The sequence below is a fragment of the Mucilaginibacter sp. P2_A4 genome, assembly GCF_056405015.1.
On the sequence record NZ_JBFUCX010000015.1, the window covers coordinates 24,863 to 51,293 of the forward strand.

20 protein-coding genes are annotated in these 26,431 nt (G+C 39.4%); 15 read left to right on the top strand and 5 right to left on the bottom strand.

What is annotated here, in order from left to right; all coding sequences use genetic code 11:
• Positions 1-32: 32 nt before the first annotated feature.
• The 15 genes from AC1DYB_RS23775 to AC1DYB_RS23845 all read left to right on the top strand — a co-directional run bounded on the left by AC1DYB_RS23775 (position 33) and on the right by AC1DYB_RS23845 (position 17,254).
• Positions 33-1,286: a glycosyltransferase family 4 protein gene (locus AC1DYB_RS23775; RefSeq protein ID WP_477438545.1), complete on the top strand. Its 1,254-nt coding sequence runs from the start codon at positions 33-35 to the stop codon at positions 1,284-1,286.
• A gap of 22 nt (positions 1,287-1,308) precedes the next feature.
• Positions 1,309-2,700: a hypothetical protein gene (locus tag AC1DYB_RS23780; RefSeq protein ID WP_477438547.1), complete on the top strand. Its 1,392-nt coding sequence runs from the start codon at positions 1,309-1,311 to the stop codon at positions 2,698-2,700.
• Between the two features lie 61 nt (positions 2,701-2,761).
• Entirely contained in the window at positions 2,762-3,358 is a 597-nt protein-coding gene (locus tag AC1DYB_RS23785) for a D-sedoheptulose-7-phosphate isomerase (protein WP_477397908.1), read from the top strand.
• Positions 3,359-3,360: 2 nt separating this feature from the next.
• Positions 3,361-4,368, top strand: a complete 1,008-nt coding sequence (locus AC1DYB_RS23790; protein ID WP_477438549.1) for a bifunctional heptose 7-phosphate kinase/heptose 1-phosphate adenyltransferase — start codon at positions 3,361-3,363, stop codon at positions 4,366-4,368.
• Positions 4,369-4,426: 58 nt separating this feature from the next.
• The gene (locus AC1DYB_RS23795; RefSeq protein ID WP_477438551.1) at positions 4,427-5,533 is read left to right on the top strand and encodes a glycosyltransferase family 9 protein; all 1,107 of its coding nucleotides are present in this window, start codon (positions 4,427-4,429) and stop codon (positions 5,531-5,533) included.
• Positions 5,534-5,535: 2 nt separating this feature from the next.
• Positions 5,536-6,756 carry a glycosyltransferase gene (locus tag AC1DYB_RS23800; protein WP_477438553.1) on the top strand — a complete coding sequence of 407 codons (1,221 nt, stop codon included), beginning with the start codon at positions 5,536-5,538 and terminating at the stop codon, positions 6,754-6,756.
• Between the two features lie 23 nt (positions 6,757-6,779).
• Positions 6,780-7,361, top strand: coding sequence for an LbetaH domain-containing protein (locus AC1DYB_RS23805; RefSeq protein WP_295719204.1), 582 nt, complete (start codon positions 6,780-6,782; stop codon positions 7,359-7,361).
• 2 nt (positions 7,362-7,363) lie between these two features.
• A complete protein-coding gene (locus tag AC1DYB_RS23810; RefSeq protein ID WP_477438555.1) occupies positions 7,364-9,070 on the top strand; it encodes a GMC oxidoreductase in 1,707 nt (568 codons plus the stop codon).
• A gap of 3 nt (positions 9,071-9,073) precedes the next feature.
• Complete coding sequence (locus AC1DYB_RS23815) at positions 9,074-9,949, top strand: glycosyltransferase family 2 protein (RefSeq protein WP_477438557.1); 876 nt, start codon at positions 9,074-9,076, stop codon at positions 9,947-9,949.
• A 199-nt stretch (positions 9,950-10,148) separates the two neighbouring features.
• Positions 10,149-11,033, top strand: a complete 885-nt coding sequence (locus AC1DYB_RS23820) for a class I SAM-dependent methyltransferase (protein WP_477438559.1) — start codon at positions 10,149-10,151, stop codon at positions 11,031-11,033.
• A gap of 69 nt (positions 11,034-11,102) precedes the next feature.
• Positions 11,103-12,398: a WcaI family glycosyltransferase gene (locus AC1DYB_RS23825; protein WP_477438561.1), complete on the top strand. Its 1,296-nt coding sequence runs from the start codon at positions 11,103-11,105 to the stop codon at positions 12,396-12,398.
• Between the two features lie 644 nt (positions 12,399-13,042).
• The gene (gene gmd, locus AC1DYB_RS23830) at positions 13,043-14,158 is read left to right on the top strand and encodes a GDP-mannose 4,6-dehydratase (RefSeq protein WP_477438563.1); all 1,116 of its coding nucleotides are present in this window, start codon (positions 13,043-13,045) and stop codon (positions 14,156-14,158) included.
• A 32-nt stretch (positions 14,159-14,190) separates the two neighbouring features.
• Positions 14,191-14,610 carry a response regulator gene (locus tag AC1DYB_RS23835; RefSeq protein ID WP_477438565.1) on the top strand — a complete coding sequence of 140 codons (420 nt, stop codon included), beginning with the start codon at positions 14,191-14,193 and terminating at the stop codon, positions 14,608-14,610.
• A 3-nt stretch (positions 14,611-14,613) separates the two neighbouring features.
• Positions 14,614-15,117, top strand: a complete 504-nt coding sequence (rfaE2, locus tag AC1DYB_RS23840) for a D-glycero-beta-D-manno-heptose 1-phosphate adenylyltransferase (protein ID WP_477438567.1) — start codon at positions 14,614-14,616, stop codon at positions 15,115-15,117.
• 877 nt (positions 15,118-15,994) lie between these two features.
• A complete protein-coding gene (locus AC1DYB_RS23845) occupies positions 15,995-17,254 on the top strand; it encodes a glycosyltransferase (RefSeq protein WP_477438569.1) in 1,260 nt (419 codons plus the stop codon).
• A 144-nt stretch (positions 17,255-17,398) separates the two neighbouring features.
• On the opposite strand, the gene AC1DYB_RS23850 is transcribed toward AC1DYB_RS23845, so the two are convergent.
• The 5 genes from AC1DYB_RS23850 to AC1DYB_RS23870 all read right to left on the bottom strand — a co-directional run bounded on the left by AC1DYB_RS23850 (position 17,399) and on the right by AC1DYB_RS23870 (position 26,265).
• Positions 17,399-18,223, bottom strand: coding sequence for an SGNH/GDSL hydrolase family protein (locus tag AC1DYB_RS23850; protein ID WP_477438571.1), 825 nt, complete (start codon positions 18,221-18,223; stop codon positions 17,399-17,401).
• A gap of 491 nt (positions 18,224-18,714) precedes the next feature.
• Positions 18,715-21,099, bottom strand: coding sequence for a PAS domain S-box protein (locus tag AC1DYB_RS23855; protein ID WP_477438573.1), 2,385 nt, complete (start codon positions 21,097-21,099; stop codon positions 18,715-18,717).
• Between the two features lie 228 nt (positions 21,100-21,327).
• Positions 21,328-22,161 (bottom strand): AraC family transcriptional regulator, encoded by an 834-nt coding sequence (locus AC1DYB_RS23860; protein ID WP_477438576.1) that lies wholly within the window; start codon positions 22,159-22,161, stop codon positions 21,328-21,330.
• 82 nt (positions 22,162-22,243) lie between these two features.
• Positions 22,244-23,266 (bottom strand): SDR family NAD(P)-dependent oxidoreductase, encoded by a 1,023-nt coding sequence (locus AC1DYB_RS23865; RefSeq protein WP_477438578.1) that lies wholly within the window; start codon positions 23,264-23,266, stop codon positions 22,244-22,246.
• A 116-nt stretch (positions 23,267-23,382) separates the two neighbouring features.
• A complete protein-coding gene (locus tag AC1DYB_RS23870) occupies positions 23,383-26,265 on the bottom strand; it encodes a hypothetical protein (RefSeq protein ID WP_477438580.1) in 2,883 nt (960 codons plus the stop codon).
• Positions 26,266-26,431: the final 166 nt, after the last annotated feature.

Consider the following 26,431-nt stretch of genomic DNA (forward strand, 5'->3'; position numbering starts at 1 on the left):
AATTTTATACGGTGTTATTTTCAAAAAGTTTTATGAAAATAGTTTTATCTCATCCTACCGGTAATCGTAATGTACGTGCTGTTATGGCAAGCCTGGCTAAGGCTGATATGCTTGCTCAATTTAACACAACATTAGCTGCCGCACCCAATTCATTATGGCTTAAACTTTTACCTGCCGGCACGCGCAGCGAATGGTTGAGAAGATCATTCCCGCTACCAACAGCCTGCATACATACCAGGCCTGCACTTGAACTTGCCCGTATGGCCTTGCCCAAATTAGGATTTGGCAAATGTGTTGAGCATGAAAAAGGCTGGGCATCTGTTGATGCAGTTTACCGTGATCTGGATAAGGCTTGTGCAAAACAACTATTAAGCCTGGCAAAAAAGGGAAAAGCAGATGCCGTGTATGCCTACGAAGATGGCGCGCTGGCAACATTCAAACAAGCAAAAAAGCTGGGACTTAAGTGTATTTATGACTTGCCAATTGCCTATTGGGAAACAGTACAAAAACTACTAAGTTATGAAGCGGACCGCCTGCCACAATGGGCAGTAACGCTGGGGGGAGGAATCCTTGACTCGGAGGCTAAGCTTGAGCGTAAAACACAGGAGCTTGAACTTGCCGACGTTGTGGTTGGGCCGGGAAGTTTTGTTATGGATTCAATACCCTATTGGTCGAACAAAAAAACAATAATGTCTCCCTTTGGATCACCGGCATTGGATATCATGAATAAACAACCGGTACTAAGCATAACTAAAAAGAGCAACGCCCCTTTACGCATTTTATTTGCAGGTTCAATGGGGCAGCGCAAAGGCCTTGGCGATTTGTTTAAGGCAATAAAAAAGCTGAATAACAAAAATATCGAACTGGTTGTAATGGGTTCGTTATTAGCCCCAATGGAATTTTACCGCAATGAACTGCCTGATTTTACGTATGAGCCGGGCAGATCACATTCCCAGGTATTGGAGCTGATGCGATCATGTGATGTATTTTGCCTGCCATCAATTGTGGAGGGCCGGGCACTGGTTATGCAGGAAGCAATGAGCCAGGGATTGCCCCTTATAATTACGCCAAACACGGGCGGTGCCGATTTAATTGAAGAAGGTGTAACAGGCTTTCTGATTCCCACACGTTCGCCCGAAATTATTGCCGAAAAAATTTCATGGTTTTTAGATAACCGCAATCTGATACCCCAAATGGGCGAAATGGCCCGCGAAAAAGCGGCCTCCTACACATGGGAAAACTATGGAAACCTGATAGTTTCTTCTATCACAGAATATTTAAGCTAACACAACCCATTAATATTTAATTATGGCCACAATTGAAATTCCTGCCGCAATGAAATTGGGGGGCAACAATCGTTCAAAAAGGTTTCATTTAGCAAAACCCATTATACGTAAAGATCCCAACCTGTTACTTAAACAAGGAATCTGGGCCTACTTTTTACTCTTAATTTTTGAAGGCGCGTTACGTAAATGGGTATTGCCCGGTTTATCAACACCTTTACTTGTAGTTCGTGACCCGTTAGCACTTTGGCTGGTTTTACTTGCATGGAAACGCAATCTTCTCCCAGTTAATTTATATGTAAACGGCATGATTGTTATTGGTGCGTTGGGCATAATTACAGCACTGGCATTTGGCCACGGCAACTTTGCGGTAGCCATTTACGGAGCCCGCATTTTAATGTTTCACTTCCCTTTAATGTTTGTTATAGGCAGGGTGTTTGATAGGAACGATGTCATAAAAATAGGCAAAGCAACTATATGGATAACTATTCCGATGGCTATATTAATTGCCATGCAGTTTTATAGTCCGCAAACTGCATGGGTAAATAGAGGTGTTGGCGGCGATATGAAAGGCGGCGGTTTTGACGGAGCAATGGGATTCTTTCGTCCACCTGCAACCTTTTCCTTCACCAACGGAACTGCTTTATTTTTTGGTTTTTCTGCCGCTTACGTATTTTATTTTTGGCTCACTCCTAAAAGCATCAACCGCCTTGTACTTATAGGCGCTACACTCGGCGTATTAATAGCTATCCCCCTATCAATTAGCCGGAGTTTATTATCACTGGTGCTGGCATGTTTATTATTTTCATTAATAGCCATATCGCGTAACCCAAAATACCTTGGCAAAATGGTTTTGGCTGTGGTAGTGCTCATTATAACTTTTGCTGTGTTAAGTCAATTAAGCTTTTTTGCTACCCCCATGGAGGTATTCACACATAGGTTTACCAGTGCCAATGAAACGGAGGGCGGTGTATCGGGTGTGTTTGTTGACCGTTTTTTAGGTGGGATGGTTGGCGCAATAATTGAATCGGCAGATAAACCTTTTTTTGGTTACGGATTAGGGATGGGCACCAGTGTTGGCAGTATGCTTATTGCCGGCGATCATACGGTGTACCTGATATCCGAAGGAGAATGGGGCCGTTTGATAGGCGAAATGGGGATTATCATGGGCTTTTCGGTAATTATAATCCGGATATCATTTGTATACAATTTGGCCATAGATAGTTTCCGTAAAATTGCTTCAAACGACTTTTTACCCTGGATGATATGCAGCATTGGCATTTTGGCCATTATGCAAGGTCAATGGGCACAGCCAACATCCCTGGGCTTTGATGTTATACTCGGTGGTATTACACTGGCAGCTTTACGCACACCCAACCGCAAACTATGGCTGGTGAAAACTATGGAAACACAGTAACACGCTCAGCAACTCCATAAAATCTACAGCATAATCCATTCAAAATTTATACCCCTATTATATGTTATTAAAAAATATGATCGCATCGTCCTACACAGAATCTGTAAACGAATTGATTGATGTATTATATTCAAGCAAAATACTTGAAGATAGTATAAACGCAGCCGGTTTAGCTATCAAAAACGCCATTTTAAACGGCGGTAAGTTAATCACCTGCGGCAATGGCGGCAGTGCTGCAGATGCACTCCATCTATCTGAAGAACTTGTAGGACGATACAAGGCCGAACGCCGCAGCTTGCCATCTATTTGCCTTAATGCCGATGTTACCGCGATAACCTGTATAGGTAACGATTATGGGTTTGACAAAATTTATTCAAGGCAATTACAAGGACTTGGCAAACCGGGCGATGTAATTGTTGGCTTTAGCACCAGCGGCAATAGCGCGAATATCATCGAGGTTTTTAACCAGGCTCATAAGCAAGGCATCACAACAATTTACCTTGGTGGTAAAAATGGAGGTGCTATAAAAGGTACTTGTAACCATGAAATTATAATTCCCAGCAATACTACCGCACGCATCCAGGAACTGCACACCGTGATCCTGCATCAATGGCTTGAAGAACTTGACATTACAGATTGGAACACCTTAACCCCATGATCATGAATTTATCCTTATTACTTAAACAACTTGGCAATGTTAAAATATTGGTGTTAGGTGATCTTATGCTTGATCACTATGTGTGGGGTAACGTCCACCGGATCTCACCGGAAGCGCCTGTTCCAATTGTGCAGGTAACAAAAGATACCTACACGGCAGGTGGCGCTGCCAATGTTGCCCTTAACCTTACAAACCTGGGTGTAAAAACCAATGTAATGGGCCATTGCACACAGGATGATGCCGGCAAGCGACTGGTAGACATACTATTAAGCAAAAACGTTAAATATGTGCAGCCTGAGTTACTTTTCCAGGCTCCAACCATTATCAAAACACGTGTTGTTGTACATTCACAACAGCTCTGCCGCATAGATCGTGAAGATACGCGCGAATGCTACAGCATTGACACAGCCCCCAATTTTGAAAAAATGTTAAGCCAGGTTTTATCAGAAGTTGATGCAGTGATCATATCTGATTACGCGAAGGGCGTTATCACCCAGTCGTTAATGGATTCGGTATTAAAAATAGCCAAAACACTTCCTGATTTACTGGTAGCTGTTGATCCAAAACCAGCCCGCCGTCTTTCATTCCGGGGAGTTGGGTTATTAACTCCAAACCGATCAGAAGCGCTGGAACTTGCCGAACTGCCAGAACCTTCGCCCGGTGAAAAATATCCGCTCGAAAAAATATGCAAACGCATACATGATATTTACAACCCCGAAATTTTGATAGTAACACTGGGAGCCGATGGCATGGCTATAAGCCATCGCGGCGAAGTAGTGGAACATTTACCTACAGTTGCCCGCCAGGTTTTTGATGTATCCGGAGCCGGTGATACCGTTATAGCAACATTAACAGCGGCATTGGCAAGCGGCGCAAATGCTGCGGAAGCCGCCCGTTTGGCAAACGCTGCCGCGGGTTGTGTGGTTGCTCATGTTGGTACCGCCCCCGTGATGTACAATGAGCTTGAAGATTGGCTTGAAAAAGCCGACATGGATTATCAGAGCATTTAGCCGGCTAAGTATCAGTCCCAGTTTTTAAAGCTTAAAGCATTAATAATAAAAACATTATATGGGTATTTCAAAAAACAACAGGATACTTATTTACCGCCTTGGCAGCCTTGGTGATACCATCATGGCTTTACCCAGCTTCCATAAAATAAAGAATTCATTTCCCCTTGCAGATATTACTTTGCTGACCAATAAGCCGGTAATGACTAAAGCAGCAGCCATAGAAACTATTTTAGGAACTGAATACTTTTTTAACCGTACTATAAATTACCCGGTTGGCACAAGAAGTATCATCGTACTTTTTAATCTTATCAGGCAAATACGGGCACTTAAAATTGATACTGTAGTAAGCATTACCCCTACCCGTTCAAAAAAAGCGCTATTTAGAGACAGCTTGTTTTTTAGGGCTGCCGGCATTACTAACCTTATTGGGTTTGATGGCTTAAAAAAGGAAGACTTTGAGATCTGCGTTGATCCCCAAACGGGAATAGACGAATGGGAAGCTAAAAGATTAGCCAGGAGAATAAAAGTATTAGGCGATGTTGATTTTAATGATCCTAATAATTGGGATCTCCATCTTAAAAAAACCGAAACTGATGCTGCAAACAAATATATTGATGTAATGGCCCAGGGAAAGCCGGTTTTTGCTATATCGTTGGGGACCAAAAACCAGGCAAATGATTGGGGTATTGATAACTGGCAAGCATTACTGGCGCAACTTTCAGGAGTAATATTAAATTGGACATTAATTATCCTGGGTGCCGAAGATGATGAACATGCGGCCGAAGAGTGCCTTAAAGCATGGGGTAGAGATGGAGTTAACTTATGTGGCAAAATCACACCCCGAATATCTGCCGCATTGCTAAAAAAAGCTGAATTATTTATCGGTCATGACAGCGGCCCGATACACCTGGCTGCCTGCGCCGGCATCCCATGTGTTGGTATCTACTCCGCACGGAATATGCCCGGCCAGTGGTTTCCAAGGGGAAATAATAATAAAATACTTTACAAACTACCGGAATGTGCCGGTTGCGGATTGGAAGTATGTTCCGTTCAGCAAAAAAAATGCATCCTATCAATAACAGTAAACGAAGTTAAACAAGCGGTAATGGAAATTGTGGATATGAAAAAAACAAAAGTTAACGCCGTTTTACCAATTAGTTTATAGATATGAAAGTACTTCATGTTATAAGCAGTATGGATCCTAAAACAGGAGGCGTTTGCGAAGCAGTAAGAATAATTGCCGGTGGTTTACAGGAATCGGGGATTGATAACGAAGTGGTTTGTTTGGACGAGGTTATTTTTAACAGTAACGGGCACTATATACAGCATGCATTAGGGCCAGCCAAAAACGCATGGTATTACAGCAAAAAATTACTCCCCTGGCTTATAGAAAACATTGCGCGTTTTGATGTAGTTATAGTTCACGGTCTTTGGCTCTATCACAGTTACGCGGTTACCAAAGCCTTTGGCAGGTTAAAAAAAACTGTGCCCGCGGTAAAATTACCAAGGTTGTTAATTATGCCACACGGGATGCTCGACCCCTATTTTCAACGTGCTAAAGGCCGTAAAATAAAAGCGTTACGAAATGTTGTTTATTGGGGCTTAATTGAAAAAAACACTATCAATAAAGCCGATGAAATACTTTTTACCTGCGAAACTGAGCTTCATCTTGCACGTGAGCCTTTCTGGCCATATACACCTAAAATGGAGACTGTTGTAGGGCTGGGGGTTGAAGCGCCCCCAGCTTACAATACCGCAATGACATTGGCTTATAACAGTAAATTTCCTGATATAAAAGACAGCCCTTATTTACTCTTCTTAGGTAGGATCAATGAAAAAAAGGGCGTTGATCTATTGATTAATTCCTATCAAAAAATGGTTGAGCATCAAATTGCTCGTACTGGCGAAGGCAAACCAAATACTATACCCAAACTTATCATTGCCGGCCCGGGATTGAATACTATATACGGAACACAATTACAGCAATTAGTATTGGCGTCGGCTTTACTAAATAAACTGGTGCATTTTCCGGGCATGTTAACAGGAGCGGCAAAATGGGGAGCATTTTATGGTTGTGAAGCCTTTATACTTCCAAGTCACCAGGAAAATTTTGGTATTGCCGTAGTTGAAGCGTTAACCTGTAATAAGCCAGTTTTAATATCCAACCAGGTAAACATCTGGCGCGAAATTGAAGAAACAGGTGGAGCTTTGGTTGCCGATAATACTCATGAGGGAACCTACAAATTGCTGCACGAGTGGAATAAACTATCTGCAACAGATAAGAAAAAAATGGGATATAACGCCCGCCGTTGTTATGAAAAGCATTTTGCGGTAAGCACGGTTATAAGCCGTTTTCAGGAGGTTTTTAAAACAAGCCTAAGCTACTAATCAAATAAAACAAAAATTTACTTATGCTTTCATACCACAGCACGGATAGTGAGGATGGATATTTACGTCCTGTATTTTCGTTCGGTAATAAATTAAAAAGGTTTGCCTGGAACATAACCTGGATTATATTATGCAGATGGACCCCCAACCCAATGCATAAATGGCGTGTTTTAGTAATAAGGGCATTCGGAGGTAAGCTGGGAGAAAAAAACTTTATCTATCCCTCCTGTAAAATATGGGCCCCATGGTTGTTGGAAACCGAAGAAATAGTAACCATTGGCCCCGGTGTTGAGATCTATAATCCCGGAGGAGTTTATTTGGGTCATCACGCTATCCTATCGCAAAATTCATATTTATGCGGAGCAACTCATGATTATAATACGGCCGATTTTACCTATATCATGAAGAAAATAGTTATATCCCCCTATACATGGATCTGTTCAAAGGCAGTAGTGCTGCCTGGTGTATATTGTAAGGAGGGCAGTGTTTTAGGAGCCGCTTCCGTAACATCACGCGACCTGGAGCCATGGACGGTTTATGGAGGTCACCCGGCAATACCACTTAAAAAGCGAACCAATTTTTTAGCCCCATTAAAAGAAGCATAGGTATGAACGCAAACAATCTTCTGCCAGATTATGATATCTGTATTTTAGGGAGCGGCCCCGCCGGTATAATTGTCGCGTTAGAGTACGCTCGCCTAAATCCACAAAACAGTGTTCTATTAGTTGAATATGGCTCCCCACAACAATCTGGTGAAAACAATCTCGATAAATCAATACACGTTAAAAATCAGCAAAATCACCATATTCCATCCGAGTGTACAAACAAAGGCTTAGGGGGCACATCAGCCACCTGGGGCGGCAGGTGTGTTATGTATGATGACATTGATTTTATTGACCGGCCTATTTTAAACGGCAACTGCACCTGGGACGAATCCATATTTGAAGAAATTAAGGCTCATGTACCTGTTGCCGCTAAATATTTTGAATGCGGCAAACCAGAGTTTACCTTTCCTGGCTCATCAAATCTAAATCATAAACCAATTGCCGATGGTTTTAAACAGGGTATAGTTACAGATGCCGTACTGGAACGTTACAGTATGCCAACCCGATTTGGAAAACGTTATAGCGCCGATATTGAAGCGCAAAAAAACTTATCGGTTTTACAAGGCTTTGAAGCGAGGGACTTTGCCGAACCTGATGAAAACAATAACATCTCTTTTTTAATAATTAGGGAAGTTGAAACACAAAAACTAAAAAAGATAATTGCAGGCAGATTTATACTTGCTGCCGGAGCACAGGAAAGCACTCGTATACTACTACGTAACAGTCAATTATTTAAACAATTAGGAGCCCCGCCTTTTGCTTTGGGTAAATATTACCAGGGGCATATATCCGGAAAAATAGCTTCTGTACGCTTTTCGGGCGATCCTAAAAAAACCGATTATTCATTTTCAAGAGATACTGATGGTTCATATACCAGGCGTCGCTTTCAGTTTGATACAACGTTTCTAAAAGAAAACAATTTATTAAATACAGCTATCTGGCTTGATAACCCTTTATATTTTGACCCTAAACATAAAAGCGGGGCAATGTCATTCATGTACATGGCGATGATAACGCCGGTACTGGGCAAAAAATTAGCGCCGCCGGCTATAGCACATTCCATCACCAAAGGCAAAGTAAACAAGGTACCTGCACATTTAGGTAATATAGTACGAGGATTGCCAAACTCACTTTTAAAACCGGCATCCATATTTTATAAAAGATATTGCCTTAAGCGTAAACTACCGGGGATATTTCTGTATAGTCCGCAAAATACATATGCACTTCATTTTCACGCAGAGCAGATCCCTTTTGCAGGCAACTATATGAAACTTGGATCAGATGGTGAAAGCTTAATTATAAACTACTCGCCTACAGTTGCCGATGTTGACTCGGTAATAAAACTACACGAGGCACTTGATAAATGGTTAAAGGATTGTAATTGCGGCGAACTAAGTTATTGGTTTAGTAAAGAGGATTTACCTGGAGCAATTAAAAAGATGTCAAAAGATGGTCTTCACCAGTCCGGAACTACAAGAATTGCCGATTCACCGGATATGGGTGTTGTTGACAAAAATTTAAAAGTATGGGGTACTAATAACATATATGTATGTAGCAGTTCTGTTTTTCCAACATCAGGCCAGGCTAATCCCACTTTTATTTTAGGGGCTTTTGCGGCACGGTTGGCTCAGCACTTAACCGGTCTTCCTACAAATCTTAACATTCCTAAAAAAGAAAATTTTAAAATATCCTTTGATTCAATTTTATAAAAAATGGTATCAGTAATAATTCTAACAAAAAATGAGGAAACTGACCTTCCTATATGCTTAAAATCATTAACATGGACAGATGATATACATGTTCTTGATTCATTAAGCACAGACAAGACCTGTGAAATTGCAAAATCATACGGAGCAAAGTTGTCAGTTAACGCATTTGAGAGTTTTGGAAAACAGCGAAACTTTGCACTTGAAAATATTAAAATCAAATATGATTGGATACTTTTTTTAGATGCGGATGAAGTGGCCACCAGCGAATTTAAAAAAGCGGTACTTACCGCTATCAACAACGCTGGTGATGATATTGCGGGCTTCTATTGCTGCTGGAAAATGATGCTTGAAGGAAAATGGCTTAAAAACTCAGATAACTTTCCTAAATGGCAATTAAGACTTATAAGAAAAGGCAGGGTAAACTATACCGATTTTGGTCATGGCCAAAAAGAAGATGAGGTAATTGGCAAAGTTGAATATTTAAAAGAGCCATATCTTCATTTTGGTTTTTCAAAAGGATGGTCGCATTGGATAGAACGTCACAATCGCTATTCAACATTGGAAGCTATTGCCCGTTTGGATAACCAGCCGCCATTTAAAAACATTTTCAGCAAGCATGGCAGTTCGCGTAACCCGGCACTTAAATCATGGCTCAGTAAAGTGCCCGGTTGGCCATTGCTAAGATTTATACAGGCTTATGTCTTCAACTTAGGTTTTATTGAAGGCTTACCCGGATTAATATATTGCGTAAACCTCTCTTTTTATGAACACATGATTACAATAAAAATGAGAGAGGTTTTATTGAAACGAAAAGATAAGATAAAAGCTATCCCTCCAATTCAAAAAGAAGAAATTTCAATAAAGCTGGAACTTAAATAAGTCTCCCTTAAAGTAAAGCATAACCTATTTTTTTTGCTGTTATCTATCCAAGTATTACACGTCATCCAGTTTTTTTAAAGCCATTTACACATCTAAGACTCGCCCCGGGATTTGTAAATAATCTACACCATTATACGCAACAGTTATAGAAAGAGTTACAAAAAATAAATTCAGTTCATAAACCTAATCCAATTAAATTATGAAAGCGTACCAGGTTTTACCAATTACTTCTTTTTTAAAAGCAGGTGCAAATTATACACACCATGATAAATATATTGAATTTACTATTGATAAAATATCAGAGGCAATAAAAGCCAATGCATATTATTTTAATGAGCCTGAGTGGGCCGAAGAATATTTAACCTACTGCCACCGGAGCGATTCATTTAAAAGAAGATGGTTGGCCGCCATAGGGAGTTGGGATGATAAAATTGTTGTGGATATTGGTTGTGGACCAGGGAATATTTATGCAACATTAAAAGGTAAACCAAAGCTTTTAATCGGTATTGATGTTGCGCCAAAATCACTTGAATTAGCAAATGACCTGGGATACACCAGTGTATTGGCTGATGCCACTTCCCTACCCTTTATATCCGGATTTGCTGATGTTGTTACCTTAAACGCCGCACTGCACCATTGCGAAAACATGGGTGCTGTTTTGGCAGAGGCAGCACGTTTAGTAAAACCCGGTGGAATATTGATAACAGACCATGACCCGCAATTAAGCGCATGGGATTACCAGGGTATAGCTAAACTACTATGGAACAGCAGAAAATTAATATACAGGATCACCGGTCGAGGCTTTCATAAAACGCAGAGCCAGCAATTTTGGGGATTGGCCTGCGAAATTCATCACAAACCAGGGCATGGCGTTTCCAACGCTCTGTTTTCTGATACACTTGAACCGCTTGGTTTTCGTGTAAGCGTTTTCCCGCATAACCATGAACTTGGTGAGGAAGTATTAGCTGGAAAAAAAGGTTTGCCTGAACTTAAATACCAATTAGGCAACTTACTTTCCGGAAGAAATCCATATGCCAATGCAAGTGCGCTCTCTTTGATGTGCCTCGCAAAAAAATCAGCGTGATTTCACCTGTTTTCCCAAACAAAATAAACAATATCATAATACTCAATAACACTTTTAAAATTATTAGACATGTTGGCCCCAGAAGAAAAAAGTGTGCTTATAATAGGAATTAATTTTTCACCAGAACTTACCGGCATAGGGAAATACACAGGTGAAATGGTTGATTGGCTTATTGAAAACAATTTTTATTGTACTACAGTGACCGCTTTTCCATATTATCCATACTGGAAAATACAAAAGCCCTATAAAAACCGATTTTATAAAAGAGAGACGTTAAAGAACGGTAAATTACATATTTACCGATGCCCCATGTACGTTCCCGAACAGCCAAGTGGCTTAAAACGACTTATTCAGGAATTCAGTTTCTTTCTATCGTCGTTGGTAATGATTATTTACCTGTTATTTAAGCCAAAAAAAGATTATATTTTTTGCATAGCTCCCCCCTTTCATTTAGGTTTTCTGGCGCTGATATATCGTTTTTTTAAAGGAGGTGAAATAATTTATCATATCCAGGACTTACAGATAGAAGCAGCCCGCGATCTGGAAATACTTAAATCAAAGGCGGCGTTCAAAGCTCTTTTTGCACTTGAAAAGCAAATTATGCAAAGAGTAAATTTTGTAAGTACCATATCTGCCGGGATGTTAAAAAAAGTATCAAACAAAATAGACAAGGAAATACTATTTTTCCCTAATTGGGTTGATACAGCCACTTATTGTCCCTTATATGATAACGCCGAACTGAAAATACTATGGGGCTTTAATCCAAAAGATAAAATAGTATTATACTCTGGCAGTATTGGTGAAAAACAAGGATTGGATGGTATACTTCAAGTTGCCAAACAACTTGAATCATCGGGCTTTATAAAGTTTGTAATTTGCGGTACCGGGCCTTATAAGGAAAAACTTATAGAAAGTGCCCGGGAAATGAAACTCCATAATGTACATTTTGTGCCTTTACAGGAACCCGATATGTTCAATAATTTTTTAAACATGGCTGATATACACCTGGTTCTTCAAAAAAAGAGCGCAAGCGATTTGGTTATGCCATCAAAATTAACAACCATATTAGCAGTAGGCGGCCTGGCTTTAGTTACAGCCGAACCGGGAACAAATTTATTTGAAATTATAAATGATAACAGGATGGGTGTAGTTATACCATCGGAAAATTTAAGATCACTTGAAAATGCAATTCTATCATGTTGTACACTTGATAACTCCCTTGTAAAATCAAATGGACGAATATATGCCGAGAACCATTTAAATAAAAATAGCATACTTAAAAAGATCCTCGGCATTTTAGAGGACCGACCAATAAAGGTCAATGAAGAAGATCGTCAATCGCTTGAGTACCTGGAATTAAAGTGATTTTATGAATTTTAGCTACGTGTTTTGTAAGCATATATAGAAATCAAAAAAAGCATCAGAAAAAAAATTAAAATATCTAATAAAAAGTATAACCATTGGCTGGATGGTACGTATACAGAAAAAAAACAAAAAGTGGAACGGTATCCGTATTTTTCATTTAATGGTTCTTCTGTAATGACTTCACCCATCGATGGCAAAATCTATGTGACAGACATAGAGCGTGACCTTACTTTTTATGGTTCAGTAGTATCATTTACAGAAAGCAAGGATGTTATAACAGTATCCTTAACTGATGTTAAGATTTATGAATACTCTTCTTCAAACTACTTGTTTAGTGAGTCTGAAATTTCTTTTTCCAGACCAAAAAACCTTCTGCATATCGAGAAAGTCAGGTAATTCCCGGTTTAAACCACTCCATTATCACCATTATGGGGTTGAAAACTATAACTTAATTACGCCTTAATTTTAATACCACATTCGGTTGGTTGCATCTATTGTATTGGTATAACTTTATAAGTTACACCCTTACTCCCCGCTTAAATTTTATATTATTTAAAATCCCGGCACTAAACCAAATTTCATTTGGAATAGGCAACCCGCTTCGTCAAAAAACCTATAATTCATTAAATCTAAATCAAATCACAGTGAAGAAAATTGCCCTAATTACAGGTATTACCGGCCAGGACGGTGCTTACCTTGCCGAATTGTTACTATCAAAAAACTATGAGGTACATGGAATAAAAAGGCGTAGTTCGCTATTTAACACCGAACGCATTGATCATTTGTACCAGGATCCGCATGACGAAAACAGAAATTTCATCATGCATTACGGAGATCTTTCAGACTCCACAAACCTGATACGGATTATACAACAAGTGCAGCCTGATGAGATTTACAATCTGGGTGCGATGTCGCATGTTAAAGTTAGTTTTGATACGCCGGAATACACGGCAAATGCAGATGGAATTGGCACACTTAGGCTTTTAGAAGCTATAAGAATACTTCAGCTTATAAAAAAGACCAAAATTTACCAGGCTTCAACCTCAGAGCTTTATGGTTTAGTGCAGGCAGTTCCACAATCAGAAACCACACCGTTTTACCCACGCTCACCTTATGCTGTAGCTAAGCTATACGCCTATTGGATAACCGTCAACTACAGGGAAGCTTATAACATGTTTGCTTGCAACGGGATACTTTTTAACCACGAAAGTCCACTTCGCGGAGAAACATTTGTAACGCGCAAAATTACCCGCGGAGTTGTAAAAATTGCACTTGGGCTTCAGAATAAACTATTTCTGGGAAACCTTGACGCCCGCCGTGACTGGGGACATGCCAAAGATTATGTTGAGGCTATGTGGCTGATTTTGCAACAGGAAAAACCTGAAGATTATGTTATTGCAACTGGTATAACCACAGCTGTAAGGGAATTTGTAAAAATGGCCTTTAATGAAGTTGGTATTGAAATTGAATTTAAAGGAGAAGGTATTAATGAAAGAGGATACGTAACCTCTTGCAGCAATATAGATTACTTAGTTGAAATTGGAAAAGAAGTAGTTGCTGTAGACCCAGCTTACTTTCGCCCCACCGAGGTTGAACTTTTAATTGGCGACCCTACCAAAGCTATTGAAAAATTAGGTTGGAGGATTAAGTATGATTTAAAAATGCTGGTTAATGATATGGTAACATCTGATATTACCTTGTTCCAGAAGGAAAGAGTGTTAAAGGAATTAGGTTACGTAATTAAAAACCAATACGAATAGTTCAATAATTAAACCTAACTAACCTAAATTATGTGAATTTAATAATCATAGATGATGAACCGATTCAGCATTTTATCGTGAATAGAATGCTGAAACTATATATCTCTCTGGATCTTGACAAGATAAAACATAGTGATAATGGCTTTACGATCCTTGATTTTTTAGACAAAAACAAGGATAATGCCGATGAACTACCCGATATTATATTTCTTGACTTGCATATGCCGATCATGAATGGTTGGGATTTTTTAGAACATTTTGAGAAAGCACATAAAAAATTCAGCAAATCAATACTGGTATATGTCATCTCTTCATCAATTGACCCCAACGAAATATCACAATCCAAGAAATATACTTTTGTTAAAGATTATATAATTAAACCTATGACTACCGTGGCCCTAAAAAAAATATTTGAAGGTTACCAACCAACTTCTGGCAAAAACAATCTTTAGAATATGAAAATTGGTATTGAAAAAACATTACTTGATAAAATAAGCCAAATTACCCCACTCAAAAAACAAATAAAGTATTGGCAGGGCGAAGGTAAAAAAGTTGTCTTCACCAACGGTGTGTTTGATCTTCTACACATTGGCCACATCACTTACCTGGCTAAATCTGCAGAATTAGGTCATAAATTGGTTATAGGGCTTAATGCAGATGTATCAGTAAAACTTATTAAAGGAAATGACAGGCCAATAAACGATCAAAATAACCGTGCGGCTTTATTAGCCGCCTTATTTTTTGTGGATGCGGTGGTAATATTTGATGAAAGCACGCCTCTTGATTTAATCAGCACATTAATGCCCGATATATTGGTTAAAGGCGCTGATTATTCAATTGAAAATATAGTAGGCGCCGAAATGGTTATTGCAAATGGCGGAGAGGTAAAAACAATTGATTTGGTTGAGGGGTATTCATCAACTTCAATAATTGAAAAAATAAAAGAACAGACTTTATAAAAGATTAATTATAGACGCTCCCTAATAAGAACAAACTTGCTTAGCCAGGGTATTAATCTCATTTAAGAACAAATCCTGCATTCCCCTTTTTTTTATAATTTCTTCGTTAAGCTATCCCTCTGAAAACCTGTCGCAATTAATATGGCGTCGCAAGCTTAGCATACATAATGCCTTAAATGCAGATGCTAACCGGCGTAATCTGTGAATACCAATAGCAAAGTTCAATAACGGCAATTAATAGAACCTATTTCGTTTCAATTGTAATTGGCAGTTGGAAAAATCCTCCTCTACTTTTTTAAATATTAAAACTTAAACTAATTAAATAAAATGAAAACTTTGGCAAAATCTTTTAAAGCAGTTATCCTCGGTGACGCCGATACGGTACAACTTAGAAATGTATTCTTCGTTGTAATTATACCAATTATGATTTTGATATTCATGTTTATACCACATGGAAAAAATTAATCAAACATCGAAAGATAGCATCGAAGAGTTGTTCCGGGCTTAAAATTTATTATTTTATTATGCCCCTTTTATTCCCGAAGCAATGGTATTTATGCTTTGGGCTTTAGTTTTGTCTTGTTAATAATTTAGTCCCGGTTATTTATAATGATCGGGATTTTTTTGTGGTAACGTGGATCAGCAGCAAGGCGTTAAACAGGTTGTAGCTTGTATGAAGAGTAAGTTTGGAGAGAAATATGCATAGATTTGGGGAGCTGGGCGCCTCCCCAGTACCCGCAATGTATGCTCATATGTGAAAATTATTGAAAGTAGCTTTTTGAATGGTGATATGTGAAAAAAGCGTAGATATATTAATATATTAGGTGTTTAGAATGCTCGATTTTAAATAAAAACCTTTGCCTATAATATATCTAATATGTCGAGAATAGTAATTTACACTTTTGGTTCGTTAGGGGATCTTAACCCCTACCTGTCAATTGGATTAGAATTAAAAGAACTCGGGTTCGACGTAATAATTGCTACAAGTGATATTTATAAAGACACGGTTGAAAAAACCGGGTTATCTTTTCATTTCGTAAGGCCATTGTTTTCTGATTATATTAATAATGAAGAAATCGCCAAAAAAGCGATGGATTTAAAACGAGGCGGTGAATTTATAATCAAAGAAGTAATTTACGGGCATATTGAAGAAAGCTATGAAGATTTAATTTCCATAGCATCAACCGCAGATTTATTAATCACACATTCTATTTGCTATGCCGGGCCAATCGTGGCGGAAAAGTTAAAAATGCCGTGGATATCCTGTGCGCTATCGCCCAATATTTATTTATCATCATATGATCCACCCGTATTTCCGATTTCGCCTGTTTTTCAACATTTACCTCAATTGGGCAGAGGGGCAAATAAATTGTTTATCAATATAACAAAGCAAGTAGTTAAATCCTGGGGCAAACCTGTTGATACCTTTAGAAAACAATTGAAACTTCCTAAAGGCCGAGATCCGGTTTTCGAACAATTGCACTCGCCTTATTTAACACTCTCCCTGTTTTCATCTGTTATTGCCAAAAAACAACCGGATTGGCCACAAAATAATATCATTACCGGCTTTTGTTTTTATGATAACTCTTCAGTTAATCTGGCCCTTGAGTCATTCCTTAACGAAGGTGAGCAGCCCATATTATTTACATTGGGAACGGCAGCAGTACAAACAGCAGAAGATTTTTACGAAATCTGCTTTGAAGCCCTAAAGGGTATAAATACCCGTGCAGTTATCTTAAAAGGGAATAATAATGTAAATATCCCTTCTGATCTTGATTCAAACGTTTATGTTAGCGACTATATTCCATTTAATCAAGCGTTTGGCAAATGTTCTGTAATAGTCAATCAGGGTGGTATTGGAACAGTAGCTCAAGTTATGCGGGCAGGAAAACCAATGATAGGAGTACCTTTTAGCCATGATCAACCAGATAATGTATTCCGGGTAAAAAGATTGGGCATGGGTGAAGTTATTTATAGAGAAAATCTAACCGTTAAAAATCTGCAACAACAACTCCTTCTACTCTTGAAAAACCCCAATTATACACTTGCGGCAAAACAAGTTGCCGGGGAAATAAATGGTGAAAATGGAACAGTAAAAGCATGCCATGAGATTTGCAGTTTTTTCCAAAAACTATAAATATCAAATTCTCACGAAACATCCGATCTGAGTTGTTAACGGCAATCCTGAAGTATTAACAGATGCGATTAAAACCAGAAACAAACTAAAGCTCTGATGAGTTAAGCATCCGGGCGTGAATCCAATCTATTGAAACTATTCAGATTAGTTTTCCATTATCTCTTTAGATAACATATCGGCAATTTTTTTATTTCCCTTATCAGATGGATGCAGACCATCGTAGGTATAATTAATTGCCTCGGGGGGATAAGGATATTCATCTGTCGACGGATTAAAAGTGATCCCTTTATAATCAGGATATTTGTAATTTTTATAATTTCCTGTCAAGGGATCTTTCAGCCTTTTAAATTTCACCACGTTACTTATCCTTATACCGCTTTTATTATAGAGGTCTACAACTTTAAAATGTTCATAGCTGCCTATTTCCTTCACAGCCGTGGCAAATTGCGAAAGTTCCTGACCATTTTTGGCGTTATATGACCCGGTGGCGTTATTATGACTGTCGGCTATGTAAATAAAATCGCCCCGCTGCAATGGCGTAATGAGTATAACTTTGGCATCTCGATTTAACGACCTTATTTTATTTATGATGATACGATAAGCGCCGCATACGGTATTAAGTCCTGTATTATTTTTATAATCATCAAGATTACCTAATGGTAACCCAGCCCACCAATCATTTGTGCCCAGTAAAACCGAATAAACATCTGTTTTTTTGAGCCCCAGGTTGTCAATTTCTTTAGCTATTCCAATAGCTGTCCAACCATTATGCCCCTGATTAATGTATTTGATATTTGGCAGTTGCTCTACTACCCTGGTCAGATACCCTTTGGTCACCCTATTTCCAGTTTCGTCCAGGTGGTCATTGAGGTAAGTAATCGAATCACCAATGGCAGTCCATGTAGTTTCAACCGGTTTAAACGACGTAAAGCACAATAAAATGGATGCAAGTATTAGTTTTATTTTCATATTGGGTACTGTTATTTGATAGGGTGGTTATCGATCTACTTTTATTTACTAACTGTATAAATTGGCTGTAAAACCATTGTTTGAGTCTCTAATTCAAAGCTATGAAGTTACTTTATATTTCTATGTTGAATCGTCACCGGCTCTGTAAATTCCGGTAACCGGATCCCAGAGTTCCGCTGCCCCGTTTGTCCGAAAACTAAGTCCGCCGGTGAATCCTTACTTCCTTCCTTTCAATCATCCCCAAGAAATGAAAATAGATATCAGGGGAAGGGTTTGACACAATCCTGACCATAATCCTCTCTTAAACAGGTAAATTAGATTATGAAAAACAACACAACTTTCTGGTTCTTCACCGTCATGATCGCACTGATTGCGACAGTCGTGGTGTGCAAAATATAAGGATCACCGGCTTACCATACAACAACAAAGGGCAGACATTCAACATGCCCGCCCCTTGTAATCATTTTCATAATATTCTCAGCTCACGTCCTCTAAATAGGAAGCGTAACCCAAAAAGTACTACCTTTCCCAAGTTCACTTTCAGCCCATATTTTACCGTTGTGCCTGTCGACTATTTGGCTAGTTAAATATAGTCCTATGCCCAATCCTGATATACCAGGGTCATTACCTTCAATCCTGAAAAACCTGGAGAATATTTGCGAAAGTTTATCTGCGGCAATACCCAATCCGTAATCCTTTACACCAATTGTTACCTGATCTTTTGTATTGCTGAGAAATACTTCCACCTTATTTGCTTTTGGTGAGTATTTGATGGCGTTGGTCAGCAAATTAATGAGTACCTGCTCAATCCGATGAGGATCTCCGTTTATTTTTAAACTATGAACTTTACTTTCCAATATGATCTGGTAATTGATGTTGGATTGTTGTATCAGCTCAATGGCATTCTCCACAACAGTTTTTATCTCAAATTTTTCTGTGGCCAGCTGCATTTTTCCTGCTTCAATTTTAGATACATCCAACAAGTCATTTACCAGGGTTATAAGTTTCTTTACCTGGTGCATTGTCTTATCCACAAACCTCTTGCTGTTTTCGTTGGTTTCTAAACGATGGAGAATTTGCAAATATGCGCTTATGCTTGTTAACGGCGTTTTTAATTCGTGGCTGGCTAAACCAATAAATTCATCTTTTTTATCATTCAAAACCTTAGCTTCCTCGTATAATTTGGCATTATCTATACCAATGGCAGCCTGCGCTGCGATAGACGATACAAGATTTTCATGTTCTTTTGTAAATTTCCCAGGCTCCGGATGTCCAAAAAACAAACCGCCTATAACAGCCCCTCCCCTGGAAATAACCGGCACCGCCAAATAACTAACAACGGGTAAATGCCCTTCAGGCATACCATGATAAGGGGTATTCTTCCCGTAACGGGGATCTTTGGTAATATCATCTGATCTTACAACACCATGCCCAGAGAAAGTTGGATTGAAAACGGCTGTATTGCGGGGCATGCTAAATTTTTCAAAAGCTTCCTTAGGCGCACCCGAAAGTGTGTATAACATCATTGATTCGCCTTTCGCATCAACGGTATTATAAAAGAACGCGCCAAATTTCGCACCGGTTAGCTCGGTTGTTGCGTCGGTTACTTTTTGTATGATCTTATTCAGGTCCAGTTCTTCCGAAATGGTTTCTATTATCGTATTGATGACCTCCAATCGTTTGGTATAGGTCCGCGTGGCCTCATGACCAGCCTGCTGTTCGCTGATGTCACGGGCAATTTTAGAGGCACCAATGATTTTTCCGGTGCTGTCTGTTATTGGAGATATTGATAGTGAAATGGGGACCTCATGGCCATCCTTTGCAATCCGGATGGTTTGGAAGTGATCAACTCTGTTCCCCTTGATAATTTCGCCGATTATAAATTCTTCTTCGCCCATGCGGACTGGCGGTATTATAAGGGAGATATGTTTACCTAACACCTCAGCTTCTGTATAACCAAACATTTTTTCGGCCGCCCGGTTCCAGCTGGTGATGATCCCCCCTAATGTTTTACTCAGAATAGTATCATCAGAAGTATCAATAATTGAAGCCAGAATAGACTGTTTTTCTTCAGCTTTTTTTCTTTCCGTTATATCACGTGCAATTTTTGAGGCGCCAATAACCTTGCCGCCACTCCCTATTATCGGCGAGACCGTTATGGAGATTGGAATTTCATGGCCGTCCTTCGCTACACGAATAGTTTCAAAATGATCTAATTTATTTCCTTTGGTTATTTGTCCGATAATAAATTCTTCCTCTTTGATACGGGAAGGAGGAATGATCAGTGAAATATGCTTACCAACGGCTTCATTTGCCGTAAAACCAAACATTCTTTCCGCCGCCGGGTTCCAGCTGGTAATGATACCATCCAATGTTTTACTGATAATGGTATCATCAGAAGAGTTGACGATAGCAGCAAGCATAGCCTGTTTTTCTTCTCCTTCGGTTAATCGTGTTACATCAATCAGGGTATTTATAGCACCCGTTAAAATGCCCGCTTCATTAAAAACAGGGGCCGGGCAGGGTTTTACTTTAACTCTTGTACCATCCGGCCGTTCTACTATGATCTCTTCGCCTTCAATGGCAACGCCCTCTTTAAGCGTCCGGGCCATCGGACACAAATGAAGCGGCATAGGCTTCCCGTTTAAATAATATATTTTCCAGGAACCACACCAAAGATCTTTACCAATTTCAGGCTTTCTGCCCCAAAGTTTTTCTGCGGCTATATTGTATGAGGTAATATAGCCCAAACTGTCGCAAGTATAAACAGCGACAGGCAATTCATTATATAAAATATTTGCCAAATAATTATTGGTATACTCCCCCTTGTTTCCTACCAAAGGGATGGGCAAAAATATCGGATGAGATTCTGACATGATAAACGCAACAAGCAATATTCCAATTTGTTGTATTGAGCAACTAAAAATTCAAAAAAACGGCCAATACATTTCCCCGGTAATTTAAAACTAAAATCCGGTAGTTTTATTCCGCAACTGCTTGTTCATTGATAAAACTTTCCGCAACTGGCGTTAATGCGACAAAGTGGGTTTTCATTTTACAAGACCATATCTAAAAATCGATCTACCCATTTAACAAACTGTTAATCAGAAAGTTTTATTTAATGATGTTATTTTATTAAGCAAGGTATTGGGTGGATACCCAAAGTGACTTTTAAACGCGTATGAAAAATGGGAAAGATTTTCAAAACCTGCTTCAACATAAACATCAATGGGTTTTCGTTGCTTTTCTGCTATGTGGTAATGCGCCAGTTCCAGCCGCTTTTCTGTCAGCCATTTTTGTGGTGTTGTATTAAAGGCCTTTTTAAAATCCCTCCGGAAAGTTGCCAGGCTGCGGCCGGTAAGATACCCGAACCTATCCAATGTCATGTTGAACATGTAATGGCGCTCCATAAAATCGGTGAGGTTTATTTTACCCGGCTCTTCAAAGTTAGCGAGTAAACCGTCCACACTTTTATCAATTGTTCTTAATATGCTGATAGCTTCTTCAATTTTAATCGCGGCTATATCTGAAGGGAGGTTTTCGCCCAGGTCGAAATAAGGGATCAGCGATGCAAGGCAACTTTCCAACAATGGATGCTTTGAAAACCTATATACTTTTTTAAGCGGCTGTACCTTGCCAATCGCCTTATGCCTGGCGTAAAAGTCCGTTAACCTCTCTTTGGTAAGATGCATGGCAACAGCCTTGTGCGGGTGCCCATCTTTTGGATAATTGATAACAGTAGCCAATTGGTTACGGGGAATAAGAAAAACATCACCTGCATTGAAAATAAAGCTTGCATCAGCCTGGATAATTTTTGTTTCGCCCGAAATGAACCAAACCAGCATATGATGCTCAAACATCACCTCTGTTTTAAAGGCCTTGCCATTAAACTCCGAAAGCTTAATATCGGCAGTAATATATTTTGTTTCAAACTCCATTGATTCAACAGTAAATTTACAAAATAAAACGAGCCGAATAATGTATTCGACTTGTTAACCAAATCTGCATGGTCAGTACCTATCAATTAGCGGGAAATAATACACCCGTCATTTCTTCGGATAATGACCATAGTTTTTTCGCGTTTTCAGCATCAACCGAATATGCCTTTACCCCTCTCAGGGATAAAGGATCATCATAATTATGTTCAATGTTTCCTTCATCCAGTTCAGCTATATCCGCGTTCTCGCAATATACACCGCCAATGTCATTTAACTGTGCACTGGTAGCACACCAAACAGACGTTGCTGCTCCCTGCGCAACATTTTTAAGTTTAACTGCTACTTCAGGAAAGATATTTCCGTTGGCATCATGAGTGCCCATTTGCTGAAATAAAGCCATAGGAGCAACACGTCCAAGGTCGGTACCAATTATCGATCCGGGATGCAAGGAAAAAGCCCGTACGCCAAAAGCTTTGCCACGATAGTCCAGTTCAACCGTGAAAAGATTATTGGCTGTTTTGGATTGTCCGTAACCTTGTAATGTTTCATACTCCCGGTTAGTGAAGTTTGGGTCATCAAAATTGAAGGGCGCCATTTGGTGGCCGTATGAGGATACATTAATCACCCGGGCGCCATTTGCTTTTTTTAATGCCGACCAAAGTTTTGCCGTTAGTTGAAAATGCCCCAAATGGTTGGTAGAAAGCTGCGATTCATAACCCCGGCTATCACGTTGCAATGGCACCCACATAATACCTGCATTATTAACAAGGATATGAAGGGCATCATTTGTAGAAAGAAACTTTTCTGCAAATGCATTTATAGATTCCGGGTCCATAAGATCCATCTCCTCAATCGTCACATTATTCACGCCCTTTAAGTTGCCTGCAGCTTTATGGATATCCCGGGCCGGTACAACTACTTGAGCACCCGCAGCTACAAAAGCTTTCACTGTTTCCAATCCTATACCAGCATATCCGCCGGTTACGATAGCTGTTTTACCATTAAGATCAATTCCTTTTATAACATCGTGCACGGAGGATGTTGCGCCCAACCCGGAATTTATGGGTTGCTGTAAAGCCCCGTTGTAATTGTCTGTTAATTTCATCTTTTAAATTTTTTATAAGACAAAATTAACCATACCTCCATGAAGCAACTTTGTTTAAAACGTCAATATACTTTGTTTAAAACGTCAATTTTTGAGTGAAGGATGAAGTTGAAAGTCTAATGCTTGATCCTTTTCACCCCAAACCGTTTAAATATGGTATCCAATTTTGACGAAGGCATGGTTGCACTATGTTCCAGCGCTTCAAGGGCGGCATTCGATATCTGCCACCCTAAGGGAAGCACAGGCCAGAATGGTTTTCCATTAAATTTGTACGCCGAAGGCTGAAAACTTACGTAGGTATATCCATTGGTTTTTGTTGGCAACCGGCAGTTGATTAATTCTGCCCTAACACTATTTGCACTTCCAACGTTAAGTGCGCCCAATGGCGGCCCGAGTGGTTCATAAAAATTTTTGTCGTATACAGGAGACTCTATACCGGCGATACTGTTAGGTAGCGCCAAGATATTGATGCTTATATTTTTGAGTATAGGGTGATTGTCGGCTATCAATTTTGCCCGTACGCTCTCAAACACTTTTATCACTTGCAGGGAGGTTTCTCCGCCTGAATTTTCAATAGTACCTCCGTCTGTAAAATGCCTGTTATTATTCAATTTGGCTGTGGGGCTTACATAAGGAAACCTGGCACTCAGAAACCCTGCAGTACTTACGCGCATATCCCCCCTGCCGGGAATTTCCTGTTCCAGGAATATAGCCGACGGAAAGTCTTTTGAATTTAACAACACCGGGGCTATAATTCCTTTATTCCCGGATGGAATATCATAGGTATTTGAAAACAGTAAGGGAAGCTCCGTTTTACTATCATACCACATAGACATAAATGGTAGTTTTAAATCGATGTTACGATGTAAAGCATTTTGTTCCCAGTCCATTTCCATTAGCCTTGCCCTATCGGGTATGCCCGATAATCCAAAACTGGAATAAACCATATCGCGGCCCAACAAGGCAATAATATCTGATGTTAAATTATCTGTACCATATAAGGACCATGAATTGTGTGGATAAAAAAACTGGTCATTAGCAAGGTCTTTTAGGTGAGCATGTCTTGACGCATCCAACAACATTAACCCAACAGTACCACCCGAAGCGCCGGAATAAGAAAATGCATAATGCTGAAAACCCAATTTATTAAATTTCCCGGTATCGGCCCGCATCTCTTTATCCAATGTGCCTATTACCATGGTTGTCCAAACCGCTGCGCGGACTCCCCCGCCATGCGCGTTCACAAAATAAACAGGATAACTCTTTTTATACTGTTTATAATAGTTGTCTATTTCCTGTTCTCTTCCACGCAGCCACTTTTCGGCATAAGTATTTAAGGAGTCGGCTGTTTTCACGCAGGATGTATCAACTCCATTTTTAGTTTTGCAATGAGTTGTATCTGTTAAAACTGCTATACCATGGTAATTTGTTACGCTGCTTGAAGCACCGATAAAAGTGATAACCAATAAAATGGTTATCCAGGTAACGCCCGTTTTTTTTCCGATAAACAGCAAATAGGTAAAGAATAACAAGTAGCCGGCTACCGCGAAAAACACGAAGGGCATGGTATAAAACCTTGAGCTGTAAATAAACCTGGCCAGAAATGACGGAAAATTACAGGCGATAAAGAACGCCAGGCAAGCCAGGCCAGTTAACGTGATAAAAGGTGCAATTGGCCATTTTTTAATAATACCACTGCAGGTGCGCAAGGTGGTTGTGATTAAAAAAAGAATTGATAATATGATTAAGTCTAAAGCAAGATGAACAATGGCATAAGGTTGTGTATTATTTTTATCCATCCCCCAAATAACCATCGGAATGAACAATACTATTATGGTTATGCCATATTTTATCCAGTTAATCTCGCCGTTAGTATTCTTATAAAAACCATCTATCCAATGATGCTCTAAAATAATCCTGTACACAATCAACATCAGCAGAAATATAGCCAAAGGAGGTATACCCGAAAACCAATAGTCCATGTGGTAATTGTCCATAACTTTGAAAATCCCTACCGCCGGAATAAGAAAACCGGCTGCACCAAGCAGGCGGCTCAAATCTACTTCGGCCTTTGGCCTTTTGTGGGTTAGCGGATCTACCTTAAAATCGACTGATTTAAAAAAGAATTGAACATAATTCATTGCTCCGTCATACTCAAGAATTTTAGGTAAATACCAGCATAACAAAGCGATAATGGATGTAGAAAACAGGAACAGGTATACGCCCAATTTTTCGGCATTTAAAGAAAGTAAAAGATCCTGTCCCTGATCGCTGATATAAAGCAATGCAAACACAATCAATAAGGTAAAGAGCATCACCCTCCAACGCCAAAATAGTTGTGTTCCTTTTTTTAGAATATTGGTGATCATTCCGAGCCATAACAAAGCGAGATCGAGAATAATAGACTGCCAAAGGATAATGGCTACTACTGCTATGAGTAATATCCATTTTAAGCGGGATGGATACCCAACTATACTTGCATCAGGTAATGGATTTTTGGGGTTTGCCATATACAGATGGACTATTTTGGATGTTCCAAAATTCTCTATGTAGTCAAGAATGCCACCTAAAACAGTAAAAAGCGCTAAAGCGATAAATAGCCAATTAAACCTGAGGCTGTAACCTTCTACCCGAATTAAACGGGAAATTAACAACAATAAAAAGCCAACATAAAATATTATAAAGGCATAGTCGGCTTGATTTTGGGCAATCACCGTTTCAAGCCCGGTTACCTTTACTACCCTTGGTGTATCGGTATTTTTATACACGAGTAGGTTTTTGTAGGTTATACCCCATTCCTTTAACATTTTATCCCTGTCCAAATTGTTTAAATTGGTTTCCCAGGATAAGATTGCCTTGGGCGCATGCGCTGTAATGACCAGGTACTTATCCTTTTGGGTAAGCGTGGCTGTTATAAAAAGCCCGGCAGTAAAAAGCAAAAACAGCAACCTGAAATTTGGCGTGATCCAACGGAGAAGCTTTGTAAAAAACGTTTTCATGAGAAGAGGTTTGGTTCAATAAATCTATTGATAATGAATAACATAAGCAAGAAACTCAATAATTAAGTTTCAAAAATTCGCATGTAAAAAAAGGACGTTGTGTGGTTGCCATGGCTGAGCTAAAGGGGTCCGTCGCTCCTGCTACTAAGGCCTTGTCCATTTTATT